The 18,575-nt window shown below is 35.0% G+C and carries 19 protein-coding genes; 12 read left to right on the top strand and 7 right to left on the bottom strand.

All coding sequences use genetic code 11. The features are described 5' to 3' along the window. Window positions 1-948: a magnesium/cobalt transporter CorA gene (gene corA, locus ACMGE6_RS01535; protein WP_414044822.1), complete on the top strand. Its 948-nt coding sequence runs from the start codon at window positions 1-3 to the stop codon at window positions 946-948. Window positions 949-1,004: 56 nt separating this feature from the next. Here the strand turns inward: corA and ACMGE6_RS01530 are convergent, their stop codons facing one another. After that, entirely contained in the window at window positions 1,005-1,511 is a 507-nt protein-coding gene (locus tag ACMGE6_RS01530; RefSeq protein WP_414054187.1) for a cupin domain-containing protein, read from the bottom strand. A 145-nt stretch (window positions 1,512-1,656) separates the two neighbouring features. On the opposite strand from ACMGE6_RS01530, the gene ACMGE6_RS01525 reads away from it, so the two are divergent. The 7 genes from ACMGE6_RS01525 (at window position 1,657) to ACMGE6_RS01495 (ending at window position 9,806) form a co-directional block, all read left to right on the top strand. Next, entirely contained in the window at window positions 1,657-2,562 is a 906-nt protein-coding gene (locus tag ACMGE6_RS01525; protein ID WP_414054186.1) for a DUF5068 domain-containing protein, read from the top strand. A gap of 61 nt (window positions 2,563-2,623) precedes the next feature. Beyond that, complete coding sequence (locus tag ACMGE6_RS01520) at window positions 2,624-2,917, top strand: hypothetical protein (protein ID WP_414054185.1); 294 nt, start codon at window positions 2,624-2,626, stop codon at window positions 2,915-2,917. 63 nt (window positions 2,918-2,980) lie between these two features. Continuing rightward, a complete protein-coding gene (locus tag ACMGE6_RS01515) occupies window positions 2,981-4,465 on the top strand; it encodes a DNA-binding protein (protein WP_414054184.1) in 1,485 nt (494 codons plus the stop codon). Window positions 4,466-4,469: 4 nt separating this feature from the next. Further along, window positions 4,470-6,173 carry an immune inhibitor A domain-containing protein gene (locus ACMGE6_RS01510; protein ID WP_414054183.1) on the top strand — a complete coding sequence of 568 codons (1,704 nt, stop codon included), beginning with the start codon at window positions 4,470-4,472 and terminating at the stop codon, window positions 6,171-6,173. Between the two features lie 149 nt (window positions 6,174-6,322). After that, window positions 6,323-8,701, top strand: a complete 2,379-nt coding sequence (locus ACMGE6_RS01505) for an immune inhibitor A domain-containing protein (RefSeq protein WP_414054182.1) — start codon at window positions 6,323-6,325, stop codon at window positions 8,699-8,701. Between the two features lie 99 nt (window positions 8,702-8,800). Next, window positions 8,801-9,340: a GNAT family N-acetyltransferase gene (locus ACMGE6_RS01500; RefSeq protein ID WP_414044815.1), complete on the top strand. Its 540-nt coding sequence runs from the start codon at window positions 8,801-8,803 to the stop codon at window positions 9,338-9,340. Window positions 9,341-9,353: 13 nt separating this feature from the next. Further along, window positions 9,354-9,806 carry a DUF523 domain-containing protein gene (locus ACMGE6_RS01495; RefSeq protein ID WP_414044814.1) on the top strand — a complete coding sequence of 151 codons (453 nt, stop codon included), beginning with the start codon at window positions 9,354-9,356 and terminating at the stop codon, window positions 9,804-9,806. On the opposite strand, the gene ACMGE6_RS01490 is transcribed toward ACMGE6_RS01495, so the two are convergent. Beyond that, the gene (locus ACMGE6_RS01490; RefSeq protein WP_414047769.1) at window positions 9,791-10,363 is read right to left on the bottom strand and encodes a TIGR00730 family Rossman fold protein; all 573 of its coding nucleotides are present in this window, start codon (window positions 10,361-10,363) and stop codon (window positions 9,791-9,793) included. The genes ACMGE6_RS01495 and ACMGE6_RS01490 overlap by 16 nt on opposite strands. Before the next feature lie 57 nt (window positions 10,364-10,420). Between ACMGE6_RS01490 and ACMGE6_RS01485 the strand changes: the two genes are divergently transcribed. Continuing rightward, entirely contained in the window at window positions 10,421-10,888 is a 468-nt protein-coding gene (locus tag ACMGE6_RS01485; protein WP_414044812.1) for a GNAT family N-acetyltransferase, read from the top strand. Here ACMGE6_RS01485 and ACMGE6_RS01480 read toward each other — a convergent pair. The 4 genes from ACMGE6_RS01480 to ACMGE6_RS01465 form a co-directional block, all read right to left on the bottom strand. Continuing rightward, window positions 10,885-11,346 carry a DUF188 domain-containing protein gene (locus ACMGE6_RS01480; protein ID WP_414044811.1) on the bottom strand — a complete coding sequence of 154 codons (462 nt, stop codon included), beginning with the start codon at window positions 11,344-11,346 and terminating at the stop codon, window positions 10,885-10,887. The genes ACMGE6_RS01485 and ACMGE6_RS01480 overlap by 4 nt on opposite strands. Then, the gene (locus ACMGE6_RS01475) at window positions 11,333-12,247 is read right to left on the bottom strand and encodes a hypothetical protein (RefSeq protein WP_414054181.1); all 915 of its coding nucleotides are present in this window, start codon (window positions 12,245-12,247) and stop codon (window positions 11,333-11,335) included. The genes ACMGE6_RS01480 and ACMGE6_RS01475 overlap by 14 nt, the downstream gene beginning before the upstream one ends. Before the next feature lie 109 nt (window positions 12,248-12,356). Then, complete coding sequence (locus ACMGE6_RS01470; protein WP_414054180.1) at window positions 12,357-12,809, bottom strand: MarR family winged helix-turn-helix transcriptional regulator; 453 nt, start codon at window positions 12,807-12,809, stop codon at window positions 12,357-12,359. An 89-nt stretch (window positions 12,810-12,898) separates the two neighbouring features. Next, entirely contained in the window at window positions 12,899-13,753 is an 855-nt protein-coding gene (locus ACMGE6_RS01465) for an undecaprenyl-diphosphate phosphatase (protein WP_414044808.1), read from the bottom strand. A gap of 119 nt (window positions 13,754-13,872) precedes the next feature. Between ACMGE6_RS01465 and ACMGE6_RS01460 the strand changes: the two genes are divergently transcribed. From ACMGE6_RS01460 to ACMGE6_RS01450, 3 genes are all read left to right on the top strand, one after another. Next, window positions 13,873-15,447 (top strand): ABC transporter ATP-binding protein/permease, encoded by a 1,575-nt coding sequence (locus tag ACMGE6_RS01460; protein ID WP_414054179.1) that lies wholly within the window; start codon window positions 13,873-13,875, stop codon window positions 15,445-15,447. Between the two features lie 3 nt (window positions 15,448-15,450). Then, window positions 15,451-17,073 (top strand): amino acid ABC transporter ATP-binding/permease protein, encoded by a 1,623-nt coding sequence (locus tag ACMGE6_RS01455; RefSeq protein WP_414054178.1) that lies wholly within the window; start codon window positions 15,451-15,453, stop codon window positions 17,071-17,073. Window positions 17,074-17,201: 128 nt separating this feature from the next. Continuing rightward, window positions 17,202-18,038: a DegV family protein gene (locus tag ACMGE6_RS01450; RefSeq protein WP_414054177.1), complete on the top strand. Its 837-nt coding sequence runs from the start codon at window positions 17,202-17,204 to the stop codon at window positions 18,036-18,038. A gap of 96 nt (window positions 18,039-18,134) precedes the next feature. On the opposite strand, the gene ACMGE6_RS01445 is transcribed toward ACMGE6_RS01450, so the two are convergent. Beyond that, window positions 18,135-18,569 (bottom strand): MarR family winged helix-turn-helix transcriptional regulator, encoded by a 435-nt coding sequence (locus ACMGE6_RS01445; RefSeq protein ID WP_414044804.1) that lies wholly within the window; start codon window positions 18,567-18,569, stop codon window positions 18,135-18,137. Window positions 18,570-18,575 lie beyond the last annotated feature (6 nt).

Here is an 18,575-nt window from a genome sequence, read left to right as displayed (position 1 = left end):
ATGATAAGAACATTGTATATTGATGAATTGAATACACTTCATGTGTGTAACTCACCGTATGATATTGAAGTTACGCCGAAATGGTTATGGGTAGATATGAGTGAACCGACAAAAGAAGAAAATTTATTGCTGAGTCAGTTTTTTCACTTTCATCCTTTATCGATTGAAGATGCAACAACTGTGAATCAACGTCCGAAATATAAAGAATATGATGATTATTTATTTTTTGTGTTTCATGCGATTGATTTAAGAACGATGAAACCCGAAGAGATTGATATCTTTATTAATTCGACATTGATTGTAACTTATCATAAGGAAGCGTCTGAAGAGGTTGAAAAGGTCTGGCAAAACATGCTGAAGAAAAAGCCTAATGAGAAAGTAACGACGCATGAAGTGATGTATAAAACTTTAGATGCCATCGTTGATAACTACTTTCCATTTGTTTATGACCTTGAAGATAAGGTATTCTCATTTGAAGACCGACACTCAGTAAATATCTCTACTGAGAATCTCATCGATGAGACGTTTGACTTGAGAGAAGATTTACTATTGATTAGAAGAACGGTATTACCGATGCGAGACTTAGTTTATCGCCTGCTGGAAGGCAGAGTATTATCGCTCAGCAAAAAACAAAAAATATTTTTACACCATATCAATGACCATCTTATCAAACAAGTAGAAATGATAGAATCTTCACGTGAAATGACAGCAGACATCAGAGATAATTATATTTCTCTGAACTCATTCAGAATGAATAATATCATGAAAATCTTAACGATTTATTCAGTGATCTTTATGCCATTGACACTCATTGCAGGTATATATGGTATGAACTTTGATGTGATGCCCGAGCTTCACTGGAAATATGGTTATTTAGCCGTCTGGATTGTTATGATCGTTATCTCGGTCGGAATGATTGGATACTTTAGAATAAAGAAATGGTTTTAAAATAGGAGCATGGCATTTGCCATGCTCCTTTTAATGTGATGTAACAGTTAAATTATTTATTTAACATATGTTCCGCAATGATATATATTATGCCATTCTTTAAACATAGCGCCACTATCTCCTTCTACCGGATCATATTCTGGTAGCATTACACTATTGATGGTTTGATTGATTGTATCAAGGTCAGTATAACTTGTTAATGTTTTAAAAGGCTGTTCCGATGGATAGGCACCTATAACGCTAAAGTCGCTGCTAGATTCAATGCATTTATGTCCATAGCCTGCAGGTAGTAGAAGTGCATCTCCAGCGGATACACTGACTTTACTGCCATTTTCTCCACCGATCATTAATGTGGCACTACCGCGTGCGACACCTAATACTTCGTGGCTATCGGGATGGAAATGATGATAGTTAAATACACCGTTTGTCCATATACCTTGCCAGTGATTACGCGCAAATATTTCTTTAAAGTCACCAGTGACTTGCTGATAGATAATAACTGGAAGAATCATATGATTAGGTGTACTTTCAGATACCGGGCTGTGTAAAATTTTGTATTGCATCTTCTCACACTCCATAAATATTTTTTCTTTAATTGTTATGTATTCTAATAAGTATTGCAATGAATAAGGTTTGGAATGGTAATTAACATACGAATATTATATTCTATGTTAGAATAGATGCTAGAATGATGAAGGTGGGATTAACTTGAAAAAGTTTGCGTACTTAGCAATTTCAGGTGCTTTATTCTTAACGGGTTGTGGCACTGATGACACAGCAGCGGTTAAGAAAGAAATTGAACAGTTAAAGAAAGAAAAAGATAAAGCAGAAAAAGAATATCAATCTATTCAAAAAGAAAATAAATCGATAGATAAAGAGATAAAACAAAAAGAATCAGATATTGAAAGATTAAGAAAAGAAAAAGAGGCAGAAATCAAAGCGCAAATTAAGCGCGAAGAAGCAGCCAGAAAAAAACAACAGGCAATAGAAAAACGTAATCAGTTGATAGCTCAGAAAAAAGCACAGCAGCAAGAAAAATTACGTGCAGAAAAAGATAAGAAAACAGCACAACTGCGTAACAAAGCAATTATGCCGAACACTATTGAAGCAAGTACAAATGGTAAAGTTCAACCGGTTAAATCTATAAAAAATATCGGTTTATCACTTAAAGATGGTGGGATGAACACTACCATTAACAGATTACAAATTTTTAAAGTGACAGATATGCCTGAAGATCAAGTCGTTTTATTTAATGGTGAGACTGAAGGATATGTCTTGATGTATGAAGTAACTACTGAAAATACGCTTGATAAACCGCTGTTTTATAATAATATTGGTATGCTTGATCTTGGCGATAAAAAAATATTCTCAGAATATGCTTCTTTTATACCTCCTGAATTGCAGGAAAGTACGATGAAGCAAAGTAAGAAAAATTACAATGAATATGCTCCTCATGAGAAGACAATCAGTTATAAGTCCATCGTAATTAATAAAGATGATTATGAGCGTGTTGCCCAAGGTAAGGCACAATTAGTTATTAAAGGTGGCGTATCTGAAACGAAAGATATGGCCAATAAATCAACGGTTGATTCAAAAGGTTATGTGATTCAATAATGATGTTTTATGCTTAATAATAGGGGAATAATAGTTAAAAGACTAAGCGGAGGCGTTATCTATGCATGAAGAAAAATTTGTTTTAATCGAAGGTAAATCATACACACTTTCTGAAATTGCACGCGAGCTTGAAGCAATTACTGGATATACAGTAAAAGATACATATGGTGATATTAACCGTATTGTAGCGCAAAAGCCGAATTTTGATCAGGACTTTGAGAGTTATCTTATCACATATGAATATAATGAATCTGATGATTTAACAGATGTAACGGTCACAACACCGAAAGACAAAAAAGTTGACTTCCATCAAGACAAAGTTAAGGTAAGACTTATTTCTTATAAAACAAAATAATTGATAAAGTGTGTTAATGTATATGTAAGTATATATTAATACACTTTTTTAATGAGGTAGCTTATGAACAAAATAATCACATTACTTACAACAGGTTTATTACTTACAGGGTGTAATCAAAATAAGGAAGATCAGACGAGTCACTTTAAGTCTGACACTCAAGCGGATATTTTATTTGATGCTGCGCATGGTGTGACTGCCGGAGAAGCGGATTGGGTGATTGATGGTGCTTTTTCTACTTTTAATGATGAATTGATAAAACAAGGATTAAAGACGACCTCAACTTCATATCATGAAGTCATCACACTGGAAAAACTTAAGCGTTACAAAGCTTATGTCATGCCTGAACCTAATATCCCTCTCAAACAATCTGAACAAGAGGCGATAAAAGAATATGTTAAAGGTGGCGGAAGTGTCATGATGATTGCTGACCACTACAATGCGGATAGAAATTTGAATCGCTTTGATGCTTCAGAAATATTTAATGGTTATAGACGTGGTGCATTTCTTGATATTACTAAAGGAATGAATGAGGGTGAAAAGCATTCTGAACGTATGCAAGGTGTTACTTCCAGTGACTTTTTAAGTGATACATTTGGAGTGAGATTTAGATACAACGCACTAAATGACGTTGTTATCTCGGCAAAAGATGAAGACAATATTTTTGGATTATTAGATGGTGTGAACAAGGTCAATATGCATGCAGGCAGCACGATACTTATCACTGATCCTAAGCATGCTAAAGGGATACTTTATCCAGAGCAATTATCGGATAAAGAAAAATGGCCACATGCTGTAGATCAAGGTGTCTATACCAATGGATTTAAAGCAGAAGGTGCATTTGTTGCAATCAGCAAGTACGGCAAAGGTAAGGCGGTCTTTATCGGTGATTCTTCAATTGTAGAAGATAGTACACCAAAATATGTGCGAGAAGACAATGGCGAGCAAAAAAATACATACGATGGTATTCATGAAGCGGATCACACACGATTATTAAATAATCTTATGAACTGGATGATTAAACAAGAAGATTATACGTCATTCGACGGAAAGATTAAGTTAGATGAAGCGACTGAAGTACTGGATTTTGAAACCCCTCAAAATTCTACTGAACCTAAAAAAGAACCTTGGGGTACGCCTGGATATGATTATAAATGGTATGATCCACAGACATTTGAACAAGGTAGTTTTGGAAAAAATGACAAGGTGGTTCAAGAGGATAATCCTTCGCAATCAAAAGAGAGTCAAGCTATTGAAGTAGTGTATCCAAAAAATGTGAGTACCGGACAACGATTTACTGTCGATGTGTATACGGATAAACAACTGGATGATATTGCAATAGAACTGGTGGATACTGATGGTGAACAAGTTGGTTTATTTGATGGCAATCCTCCAGGAAAATCTCGCGCTTATGATACAAAAGAACATGAAAATCGTTTTCATTGCTATTTTCATGGTAAAATAGCGAGAGAAGCAAATGATAAAATTAAATTAAAAATATACGCAGCCAATCAATTGATAAAAGAAGAAACAATGATAGTGAGGTAGAAATGTGAATAAAATAATAAAAACATTATCTGTTGCAGCGATGACCACAGCATTATTGCCAACAACGGTGAGCTCTGCAACTACACCACAAGTACCAAAGACTGAAGAAGAAATTAAATTTGATAATGCGGACAAGATTAAGGTGAATGAGCCTGTTCTACGTTCAAATTCTACAGATAATACGAAAGTACCTGAATTCAAAAAACGTGTCTTTCGTGAGCAACCGATGAAAGAAAATGTACTCGTTGTTATGATGGACTTTAGTAATAGTCCTGCATCTACTTTAACGAAAGCTGAAACAGCAAACTATCGTAATGTATATGATAAAGCTTATTATGAACAGCTATTTTTTGGCGATTCGATTAAAGGACCCGATCAAAAGGATTACGTTTCTTTAAAGAGCTATTATCAGCAAGTTTCCGGGAACAGTCTTGACTTACAAGGTCAAGTAACAGGATGGTATCGTGCGAAATATCCTTTAAACTATTATGGACATAATGAGGATGCAAAAGTATCTGAATTGATTATGGAAGCAGCAGAACATGCCGCTCAGGATAAAAGTATTGATATGAATAAATATGATCAGTATGATTATTATGATTTGGATCAGGATGGCAATATGAAAGAACCTGATGGTATCATTGACAAATTTGTTGTCGTGTTTAGTGGTATTGGTGAAAGTGAAGGTGGCGGTAAGTTCCTGAAAAATTCTATTTGGGAGCATGTATCTGAAGTCGCACTCTCTAAAAACGGCAATCCTAAATCAATTAAAGGTACATATAGTAAAAACTCAAAATTCTACAAAAATCGTTTAGGCATTGCAGAATACGGCATTCTTGCTGAAGATAGTACAGTGGGTACTTTCGCACATGAATTTGGTCATATGTTAGGGCTAATCGATGAGTATGATACTGCACCGAATGCTGATAGTCATGCGGGAGAACCGATTCGATTCTGGTCACTGATGAGTTACGGTGCTGATGCCGGTGTTATTCCAGGAATGGAGCCTGTTGGTTTAAGTCCATTTGCAAAATCAGATTTACAGCAAATTTATGGTGGGAACTGGATATTAGGTAGTGAATTAAACTATAAAAATATTTCAACTAAAAAACGATACTATTTACTTGATCAGGCAAGTATAAAAGGGGTCAATAATGATGTCGTTAAGGTAAATCTTCCACCAATTCGAAAGAAAGACAAGAATGGTAAGATTAGAAGTTATAATCAGTATTATTTATTGGAGTGGAGAAGTCATAATGGTGTAGATAAAGGATTATCACATATTAAAGACCCATTTGGCATGAATCGTTATGGTAAGGGACTTGTGATATGGTATGTGAACGAATCATACCTAGATAATGCGAACCTATCGAAGCACTTTGGCAAGAGTTTAGTCGGTGTAGTGGATGCGAGTCCTTCAAATATCACCACGCAGGACGGTCTTATTCCAATGACGGATACGCAAATTTTTGATGCGCCATTTAATACGAAAAGTTATGGCCAATATAATACATCAAAAAATTATTTCTTTAAGAAGAAATCAACGAAACCTGTCACGCTGTTTACAGATAAACGTTATACGGTAGCGGCGAGAGATAGAATGCAGGTACCAGATAGTAGCCGTATATTGCCTCAACTTGGCATCAAGATAAAAGTTGAAGGTCAAAATAGCGACGGTACAGTTGGCAAGATAAGTATCTATAAATAGTAAGTAATTCATTCAAGACAAGCCTTTAAGGTTTGTCTTTTTTTGTTACAAAAATGTAATATTATACACTTCAAAATTTTATTTACAATTCAGAATATTTAGAAGATAATAAATTCAAGGTCTTAAAATAAACTTTTGGAGGCAAAATGATGAGAAAAAAACAATTATTTTCTTCACTATTAGCGTTATCTTTAGGTGTTTCGAGTCTTGGTTTAACAAGTGGAGCTGCTTATGCAGACACAAAGGTACCATCTATTGCAGGTTCTAATTTTGATGCTGGTGTTGCAAATGAAGAACGATTGATTAAGATGCTTCAAAAGGAAGGGAAACTTTCTAAAACGGCATCTCGAGCTGAAGCGGAACGAGCTGTTCAAAATTTCCTGAAACAAAAACATGAACAATCTAATAAAGTGGTAAAAAATAAAGGTGCATTTGATAAGAAATACAATAAAGTGACTGATAAGAAAAATAAGAAAAACGCACAAAATAAATATAATAAGGGAAACGGCAAAAAATTAGGTCATGCGAAAAATGTGAAGCCGGTCGTGCCTGAAACCTATTCTGGTGAGAAACGTACGGATAAGGTATTACTATTAGCTATTGATTTTCCGGATTATAAAAATTCTACAATCACTAAAGAAGAATCGGATATGTTTTATGAAGATTATCCGATGAGTCATTATCAGGATATGGTATTTAATCCAAATGGCTATAAAGGTCCAAATGGAGAAAATCTTGTGAGTATGCAAAAATACTACAATAATCAATCGGGTGGTAGTTATGCTTTAGATGGTGAAGTACATGGTTGGTATACAGCAAAGCATAATGCAGCTTATTACGGGGCAAATTATCCTGATGCGGATGGTAGTGATATTCGTCCGAAAGAGTTGGTGAAAGAAGCGCTAGAGGCTGCAGCAAAAGATCCAAAAGTTAATCTTGAAGAGTATGATCAGTGGGATCGATATGACCTGGATGGCGATGGTATTTTAAATGAAAAAGACGGTATTGTAGATCACGTTATGATTATTCATGCATCACCGGGTGAAGATGCTGGCGGAGGACGTTTAGGTAGTGATGCAATCTGGAGTCATCGCTGGAGTCTGGATTTTGATGCGCAAGGTGAACCTTATACAATTCCTAATACACAGTCTGGTCAGGATCGATTTGGTGGCAAGCTTGCTGTAATTGATTATACTATTCAGCCAGAAGACGGTGCTGCTGGCGTATTCTCTCATGAGTTCGGTCACGATCTTGGATTACCTGATGAATACGATACAATTTACTCGGGTAAGGGTGAACCTGTATCATTCTGGTCAATCATGTCAAGTGGTAGCTGGGCAGGCAAAATTCCAGGGACAGAACCTTCTGGATTTGACCCATACATGAAAGAAATGTTGCAGGATTTCCACGGGGGGAATTGGCAGACAGGTAGCGAGATCGACCTTAAAGATGTAACAAGCACACCTCAGGAATTCCTAATTGATGAAGCGACGACTAAAGGAACAAATAACGACGTAATTAAAGTAAATTTACCAGATAAAGTGACAAATGTTGTGACACCAAAAAGTGGCACTAAAGTCTATCACAGTGGTTCAGATAATGATTTGGCAACAACACTATCAACGTCTGTTGATCTGACAAATGCGAAAACTGCAGACTTTACTTTTGATGCATGGTATGACATTGAAAAAGGTTATGATTATGCGTATGTTCAGGCATCAACAGATGGTGAGCACTGGACAAATTTAGAAGGTAATATTACTAATAACGATGATCCAGAAAATAGCGGAGCGAATATGGGGAATGGTATAGACGGTAAAAGTGACGGATTCGTTGCAGCAAAATTCAATTTAGATAAATATGCTGGTCAGAAAGTTGAATTACGTGTTCTCTATAAAACAGACGGAGGATACATTGCACCTGGCTTATACTTAGATAATTTAAAAGTTACAGCAGATGGTAAGGATGTTTTAGTAGATGGCGCAGAAGATACCCCTAAGTTTGAACTGAACGGATTTACGGTTTCTGACGGTAAGAAATATAGTAAGAACTACTACTTATTACAGTGGAGAAGCCATCATAACATTGACAGTGGATTAGCACATATTAAACGTGGCGATGGATTATTAAGTTATAATCAAGGATTGATTGTAGAGTATATTGATGAATCATTTACAGACAATCACGTTGGTAAACATCCAGGTGAAGGATTTGTAGGTGTAGTAGATGCAGACCAAAATCCATTAGTATGGGAAGGTGAAGGTGCAGGACCGGCTTCTACCCAATGGCAAATGCGTGATGCATCATTTAGTTTAACAAATCAACAACCTCTCAAAATTGCATTGGATGAAAATACATCTTTAGTAGATAAGTCATTAGTGGCAAACCCATTATTTGATGATAATAAAGATTATACGAACAAAGCTCAACCTCATGCCGGAAAACTTCTTCCAAAATACGGTTTAAAAGTGAAAGTTGTTGGTGAATCTAAAGATAAATCAGCAGCAAAAATTATTCTCTATAAATAATTATAAAGAGTCGATATTGAAAAAATATCGGCTCTTTTTGATTGTGGGTGTTTGAGAGTAAAGCGTAATTTGGTATATTTAAATCAACAGGAGGATAAGATGATATATTTTGAGACTGATAGATTAATATTTAGAGATTGGCATGAATATGATTTAGTTCATTTTCAGGCGATGAACAGTGATTTTGACGTCCGTCGTTATTTTCCGGATGTTATGAGTAGCGCGCGTAGTGAAATGGCTTTTTATATGATGCAACGTGAGATTATTCAGCACGAACTAGGGTTATTTGCAGTAGCTTTAAAAGACACGAAAGAATTTATTGGATTTATCGGGATACAATATTTGATTCCTACAAAGTATTTTGATTTACCATTTATGCCATGCTATGAGATAGGCTGGCGATTAAGGAAAGAATTCTGGAACAAAGGTTATGCAACTGAAGGTGCTAAAGGAGTATTACATTATGCAGCACAAAAAGGTGTAACATCTGTATATAGCTACACAAGCCTTGTGAATCGCCAAAGTAGAAGAATTATGCATAAACTTGATATGGAATATATCAAAAGTTTTAATCATCCTTTAATCCATGTTGATCATCCATTACGAGAACAAGTACTTTACTATAAAAAATTGATTTGACGGGGGATAGATGATGATATTGATCAGTAGTTGTCTCATAGGAGAACATGTAAGATATGATGGGGGCACGCAAGGTCAACCGTCACTCATACAACTCATAGAAGAAGGACGTGCCATTCATGCCTGTCCAGAGGTTTTAGGTGGTTTAAGTACACCACGTGATCCTGCAGAGATTGTTGGAGGAGATGGTTTTGATGTGCTGGATGGTAAAGCGAAAGTAATCACTATATCAGGCAAAGATGTAACAGAGGCATTTATAAAAGGTGCGGAGCAAACTTTGCAGATATTAAAAGATAATCTTGTGGATACAGTTATTTTAAAAGCAAATAGTCCGAGTTGTGGCAATACACAGATATATGACGGCAGCTTTAGTGGGACAAAAAAACAAGGACTCGGCGTTACGAGTGCCTTGTTAAGTCGTCATGGTATTCAAGTGATGAGTGAACAGGATTATTCGTTGTCATAGCGCTTAACACTTACAGGTTTAGCGTTTTTCATCTTTTCGATTAAAGATTTAGGATTATCGTCCACAATTGCAAGGTCGCGATAATGTTCACCGATGAATCCTTCTTCTATCATCTTATCCAGCATATTAATTAAAGGGCTATAGAAGTCGTCAGTATTTAAAATACCGATTGGCTTCTCATGCAATCCGAGTTGAGCCCATGTAAATATTTCAAAGAACTCCTCAAGTGTTCCTGCACCACCTGGCATCATAATATATCCGTCACATAATGAGGACATCATATCTTTTCTTTGATGCATCGTGTCTACTGTATAAAGTTCAGTAAGATCTGGGTGTGCAATTTCTTTTTCGTGAAGGAAATGGGGGATGACACCGATTGTTTTTCCTTTGTGTTGGATAACGCTATCAGCGATTACACCCATTAGACCAGCTTTACCACCACCAAAAACAAGTCCAATTTGTTGTTCAGCCATTGTTTGGCCTAACGCTCTAGCACCTTCAGCATAAAGCGGTGATTTCCCTTTATTTGATCCACAGTAAACTGCAATATTTTTCATGTAAAAAAATCCTTTCTTTTATGTTATTATTAAATGTAATGAAATGGAGTGAATATCTTGATACTTATTAAACCAGTAGACACAAATAATGACATTGACTTAAGTCATTATGAGCTGCCAGCAAAGCAAATGGTGTATGCAGGTCATCCAAGATTCATACTTACACGACAAAAACCTAATTACACACCATTTATTATTGAAGAGCAAGATAGATTAATTGGAGTATTTGCCCTTGAACAAGGTGACATCTTAAACACTATTGATGCTCCTGATAATGCAATATATCTTCGAGGATTATCCATTAACTATGCTGAACAGAATAAAGGGTATTTTAAAGCGACTTTAGCAGCCATCGAGCGCTATCTTGCTGATGAATATCCTGAAGTCGAAGCAATTTATTTAATGGTTAATGTAAAAAATGATGCGTATTATGCGTTTATCAAATCTGGCTTTAAAGATGAAAAACGATTGATTCGCCAAGGCTTATCACAATTAAAAGTACTATCAAAAAAACTTAGCAATTAATTCGCTAAGTTTTTTTCTATGCATTCAGTCAGTGACTGAATAAAAAATTGTCGATGCTGTGCAGTAAACTTTGAAGGCCCTTTTACACGTTGTTTAGCTTTGCGTGCTAATTGGTGATGGTATCTTGTGAGTAGCAACATCTCAATCGTTTCTTGCGTATATAACTTACCATTGTGATGCATAACCTTACTTGTCGCAAGTAATAGACTTGCAAGACCGTAATCACCTGTAACCACTAAGTCATGTGAAGTTGCAACTTTTTTTATCGCATAATCTGCACTATCATTGCCGGTATCCACATACTGAATGGTAACAAATGCTGGAAATGTTTGCGATCTGTAATGTGCAAAATCCATTACTAATAAAACAGTAAGATTAAATGCTTCGGCAACCTGGATAATCTCCTGAACGACAGGGGAACTATCAGCATCTACAATAATACGTTTAACGCTTGGCAATATGTTCAGCCATTAACTGTCGATGTAACTCGAAAGTTTTTGCATTGTCATAATTTTCTTCTACTTCGACTGTTTTACTATTTGCTTTTTGAGTAGGTGCACTCACTTTTGCTGAGATAGTATCATTTGGTGAGAAAGCTTGATGTACTCTATCATTCTGTACGTTTAGTTTATCTCGTTTCAGACCGAATATTGAACGCTTCTGTCCAGGTGTCTTGATTTTATAGTTCTTATACTGTTTCATTTCTTTAATCATGGCTTTTCGATTAGCATTGTTAGCCTTTTCTTCTGCAGCATGACGTGCCTCGATAGATTGTTCTAATTTTTTGGCAAGCTGATGAATCGCTTTTTGATCTTTACGCGTTAACTTTTTGGGTTGTGCTGGTGCGAATTTTTGATCCTTCGCTGATTGGTCTACAGCATAGTTTTTATATTGTTTCATTTCCTGTTTAAGTGCTTTCTCGCGTTCGTTTACAGCTTTATCTTCTTCTTTTATTCTACGTTCGATATTTTTAGATAACTGATGATCTAATTTATTAATTTCCTTTTGAAGTTGTTTTTCTTCTTTCTGTTCAAGCTTTTCCTGTTTATGGTGTTGTTTCATTTGTTGATTATAATCATGTTTCTTCTTAGTTTCATGGGCTTTACGATTGACAAATTGAGCAGTATCAACTGTAGTATTTTTAACAGTGCTAACCGCAGAGGTCACTTTATGCGTTGCATGTACTGTTTTATCTTTTGTCTTTATTGCCACATGCTTTGTATTATCGAAAGCTTTTGAAGAATAGTCACTCATCTTTTGAACTTCAGGGTGCTGCTTGATGCGATGACGTTCATTGATAAGCGGCACTAATAGTACAGCAGCAACATTAATTGCTGATTTTACAGTTTCTTTTTTCATGGTTTAACGCTCCTTTATATATTGGTAGTCATTATTATATAGTATTTACCCTTATATATAAAAAAATAACGATGAATCGGCTAAATCGATTCATCGTTATTGAACGTTTTTAATATGTGACGTTTTTAACGATTTTTTGAGACAGTTTCATTAAAAGTTGATATTCCTCGAAATTGAGATGGCTGGCCTTAAACATATCATAAGGCGTGTTGAGCAATTGTTTAACGAGTTGCATACCTTCCTCTGTTAATTGGACCATCACGATACGTTCGTCATCTTCACTGCGATGACGTGAAATAATACCACGCGCTTCCATTTTCTTAAGTATTGGTGTAATGGTTCCAGATTGGAAAGCAAGACGTTCACCGAGTTGTAATACTGGCATAACTTCTTCTTCATTCAATACCATAAGAACTAGATAATGCTGATAACTTAACTGATTTTGCTTTAATAAATTTCGATTATAATATTTAATAATCTCACGTTGCGCAAGATACATTTGATAATCAAGTGAATTATTTGGCATAAATGCTCCTTGTTGTGCTTGTTTAGTTATTAACATTATATCACTTTTTTGTGTAATAAAGATATGAGAACAAAAAATTTATTTTGGATATAAAAAATACAGCTCATTGAGCTGTAAGATTAATTTTATAAACCGTGTCCAATGCCAAAACCGTAATATAAAATTGCAATGATAGCTACAAGCACAAGTCGATATATTGCAAAAGGAATAAGTTTAATGCGATTAATTAAATCAAGGAACAATCGGATTGAGAGTACCCCGAATAAAAATGCTGCAATAAACCCGACAATATAGAATGTAATATGACTACTTTGGATATACTCAAGGTTGCTGATTAAACTTTTAGCACTTGCTGCAAACATAATAGGGACAGCCATAATAAATGTGAAGTCACTAGCTGCTTTGTGATTCATCTTTAAAAGTACTCCGGTAGAAATCGTAGAGCCTGATCTAGAAAAACCTGGCCATAATGCTAAACATTGAGCAATCCCGATAATGATTGCATTTTTATAGCTGATTTCATCAACTGTGGTTGGATGTTGAACTTTTTTAGAATAAATATCTGCTGCAATCATCAGAAAAGCACCTAATGCTAAACCGATTAATACTGTTGGTACAGAGAATAAATGTTCATCGATAAAATCGTCAAACAATAATCCCATGATACCTGCAGGTAATAATCCTAAGAAGACGTGTAATAAATTTAATTTTTTACCTGATGGATGAGGTGTTTTATCTTTTGCTAAATGAAACATTTCCAGGAAACGATGACGGAAAATCCACGCTGCTGCAAATATAGAACCAAGCTGAATAACGATTTTGAATGTATTCGCTGATTCCTGATTTCCTAATACTTCTTTTGTCTGTAACCACATATCATCCACTAAAATTTGATGTCCTGTAGATGAAACAGGAGCAAATTCAGTTAAACCTTCCACAATTCCGAGGATAAGCGCCTTGACTAATTCAAAAAATTCCATGCGTGAACCACCTTTTATCTTCTTTTTAAATTCTTTAAAAATTATAGCATAGTCATTCCAATTTCACTATTTATACTTGTTGAGTGATACATGCTATAATGCAACCAAGGAGTGATTATGTGAAGTATTTAACACAATTATCGAAACAATATTTTCGATTACATATAGTAATTTTTATATTCAGTATTGCATTAAGTATTGCCATTATCATGCAAAGTATAGAAATAGGTAAGATTGTTGATTATATTTTAACAAAGAATGTTATCGATATCTCTCATACTTTAGTCGTAATACTCATTATACTGGTGATGCGTAGTATTTTACAGTCGGGTATTAAATATACCGGGCAAGTCATGAGTGACAAAATTAAGCGTAGTCTTAGAAAAAAACTACTGAAGAAGTCTAAGGATGCGGGTGAAACATTGAATTTAAGTCAGCAAGGGATAGAAGGTATCCACCCGTTTTTCGCAGATTATATACCACAAGTTTATAAATCCATGCTCGTTCCGTTATTTATCGTGATATTTTTGTTTAGATTTCATTACCAGACTGCACTTATTATGTGTATTACAGCACCATTTATTCCGTTGTTCTATATCATTATCGGCATCAATACATCAAAGAAAGCAACAGAGCAAATGTTATCGCTCAATCATTTTTCTAATTACTTTTTAAACGTTATGAAAGGTATCATGACCATCAAACTATTTAAATATGAAAAACCGGCAATGGAAAAAATTGAAGACTATTCAGTGCAATATAAAGATAATACGATGAAAATTTTAAAGACAGCATTTCTATCAACACTGATGCTTGAATTTATTGCGATGCTCTCAATCGGTATTATTGCGCTTGAAATCGGATTGTCATTAATCGTTTTCGAGTCAGTAAGTTTTTATACCTCTGTTGTTGTATTAATGCTTGCACCTGAATTTTATAATGCCTTAAAGGATCTCGGACTGGCCTTTCATACAGGTAAGCAGTCAAGTGGATATGGGGAGCTTATTGATGACACACTTAATGAAGAAGATCAATCTACAAAAGTAGGCTATCATCAAGCACAAACGATTGTAATGGACGATATTTTAGTCTCTTATCCGGAGCATAAATATCAGTTTCAAGCGAATGTCACATTACCACTTAAGCACTATGTGATTGCTGGACCGAGTGGTGCTGGTAAGTCAACGTTTGCAAAAGTACTTGCCGGACTGCAATATGCAAAGGGTACATTAACATTACCTGAAAGTTGCAAGGGGAATATCGTTTATTTATCGCAAAATCCTATTATATTAAATACTACGATTATGAATAATATAAAGATGTTTCAGCAGATTGATGATGAAGTGGTCTATCATTACGCTGAAATGCTTCGGCTGCATGAGTTATTCATGTCTTTACCTGACCAATATGAGACAGTTATCGGTCAAAGTGGTAGACAGCTTTCAGGAGGTGAGGCAAGACGCTTGATGCTGCTCCGTGTGTTTGTTCAGCCTAAGGCACTCGTTATTTTTGATGAGCCGACTGCAATGCTTGATATTGAAAGTGAACGTATCATTAACCAAGCCATTGAGCGATTGAAACAGCAATCAACCGTCTTTATCATTGCGCACAATCAGCAAACAATCACCTCAGCACAAAATATTATCTATATAGATGACGGTCAGCTTACGATTCAAAGAAGTGAAGGAGAATAAGTCATGCGTTATTTATCAAGAAATACTAAAAAATCACTCATCATAGCAATAATTATCGGTACTTGCGGAGGATTAACCGCTATAGGTATGTTTAGTTTAAGTGGACTGATGTTATCTAAAAGTGCATATAAAGTTCCGCTTTATTCATTGATGACACTTGTTGCTACCATTAAACTGTTTGGGGTTATACGAGCAATCTGTAAATACTTTGAAAGATTAATCAGTCACGAAGCAACTTTTGAGATGCTTAAGGATGTTAGGGTAACAACAGTACGCAATCTTCTGGAGAATTTTATCTCGATTCAATCCAGATATCATCTATCGACATTGCTCAACCGCACGGTAAATGATATAGAAAAACTTCAGAATTTACTTTTACGTGTGATCTATCCACCGATTATTGCACTAAGTACTGCAATAATTGTCATACTGATTTATATGCAGTTCAGTTTATATGCAGTCATTGTTCTCTTTATCTCGATGTTAATTTTAACATTGATTTTGCCACTCATATTTTCTCATCTACTGGAGAGGATAGTGGCACAAAAGATAGAGGCGACACAAGCGTTTGAAAGACATTTTCTTGATTATCAACTCTCTTTGGAAGCACTCCGCGTATTCGATAAGCATGATACATATCTAGCGCAACTTTATACTAGAGAAGCGCAAATGGAAGATGCGATAAAAAAGGAAAATAAATTTATTGTTATCTATGATTTTCTACTTAATTTCATATCGATGATTGCTATATTTATGGTAATCCTCGTCATGCTTTATGATCCGACACACAATACGATGATGTATTTAAGTATAGTAATGGTTGCTATTACACTGTTTGAAATGAGTATCCCGATGGTGCATTTTCCTTATCATCGTGTTGAGACGAAGCAAGCGGTACAGCATTTAGATGAGCTAAATGACAAACAACACTTTTCGCATATCAATGAAGGTATTTTTAATATCACTTTAAAAGATGTCAATGTTGATACGCGTCTTTGCGATATCAACTTATCCATAGAAAAAGGACAAAAGATTGGTATTGCAGGACCAAGTGGCGCCGGTAAATCAACATTAATCAATACGATTTTAGGATTAGAAAATATCACTGGTGATTATTATTTAAATGATAAAAAGATTAATACACCAAATCATTTGCTGGACATGTTTTGTGTGATGGAACAAGATAATCATTTTATAGGTGGCACTGTTGCAGACAATATGTTCACAAGTATTGATAAAACGAAACTTAATCAGTTATTAAGAGATTTTAATCTACCGTTTAACAGTGAGAGTGAGATTTTATCATTTGGAGAAAATTTATCAGGAGGAGAAAAGAAACGGTTGCATTTAATTCGAATGATTTTAAGGGACAAACCAGTCTGGATATTAGATGAACCATTTAATGGTGTAGATATAAAAAATCAAAAGTTAATGCTAGATTATCTCAAACAGTTAACGCATCATACTATCATTATTGTTTCACATGATTTGACAATATTTGATATGTGCGATCAATTATATCTGATTGATGAAGGCGAAATAATTGAACATGGCACACCTGAATTGTTATCTCGAACTGACACAAAATTTCATACATTGCTTCAAAAACAATTATTATCAATATAAAATAATCTGTCCGGGTAAAATCAAATCAATATCATATAGTAACAACAAAGATAAAAATATTTATTATTAAGATTAAATATTTTTTGTGTTTTGTGATATGATGTTATTAAATGAGGAGGAGGTACACGATGAACAAAATCGCATGGGTTACAGATACGTCATCTGGTCTACAAATCGGTGAAAAAGATACTTTTGTAGTGCCGATGGGTGTAATTCTTAATGATAAACATTATCAGGATCAAGCTGAATTATCAGTAGAAGAATTCTATCAATTATTGAAAGAATATGGTGATGGTGCTAAAACAACACAACCAAATTTTCAGGCAATACATGATGTTTACGAAGAAATAGAAAGGTCTGGATATACGCATGTGATTGCTGTACATCCTTCAAGTAAGCTGACAGGATCATTCCAAAGCTCTGTAATAGCGAGCCAGGAAGTTAATGTTACTTCTGCAGTCATTGATAGTAAGATCGGTAGTTATCCAATCAAAGCGATGATTGAAGCAGGTAAAAAGATGAATGAAGAAGGCAAATCATTTGATGAAATTGTTGAGACGATTAAACGATACGTTGAGGATGCTGTCTTAATATTAAATCCTAAAAATTTAAATCAAATGAAAAAAAGTGGTCGCGTATCTAAAACACAGAGCTTGATGGCTGGGTTACTTAATATACATTTGGTGCTACAGTTTGAGGATGGAAGTATTTATCCGATTGATAAAGTCAGAACGAAGAAAAAAGTAGTTGAAGCGATAAAGAAACATGTCGAAAAAAATATAGCAGAATTCAGACCGCAGGAGATTTGTGTGGTTTATGGTGGCGATGAAGAGGAAGCTGAGATATACGTAGAATGGTTACAAGCAACATATCCGGATATTCATATCGTCAGTGAAATATTAGTACCTGTAGCAGGCGTCCATTTAGGTTACGGTACAATAGGTATATCATGGATTAAAAAATAATCAATTTAAAATTGATATAAATAATAAAGCCGAACCTCTATAAAAAATTAATTTTTATAGAGATTCGGCTTTTAATATAAGATAAAGTGACTTTTATTATTTATCACGTAAATTATGAATAAGTTTATTGAGTAATTTACCAAACTGCTCGTACTCTTCATCTGTAAACTGTGAGGCATCTCTTAAGATTTCAGTAGCGTCTACAAGATGTGGTTGAATTTCCTTACTTTTATCAGTCAGATGAACGAAGACTTCACGTTGATCAAGTTCGGATCTTTCTCGTCTGATGAGGCCATTTGTTTCCATACGTTTTAGTAATGGAGAGATTGTACCAGTATCTAAGGATAATTCAGTAACAAGTTTCTTCACGTTGACAGGTGATGAAGCCCAAAGGGTCTGGAGTACTAAGTACTGAGGATAGGTCAGGTTATATTTTTTGAAAATTTTGTTTGAATAATAGCGATTTACTTGTCTTTGAGCGTTGTATAAGCTAAAACAAAGTTGATTGTCTAGCTTGAAATAATCTGACATAATGTG

It is taken from the genome of Macrococcus equi, assembly GCF_047426745.1.
GTDB lineage: Bacteria > Bacillota > Bacilli > Staphylococcales > Staphylococcaceae > Macrococcoides > Macrococcoides equi.
Note: the sequence above shows the minus strand (reverse complement) of the source record. Positions and strands in the feature narration are given on the sequence as shown.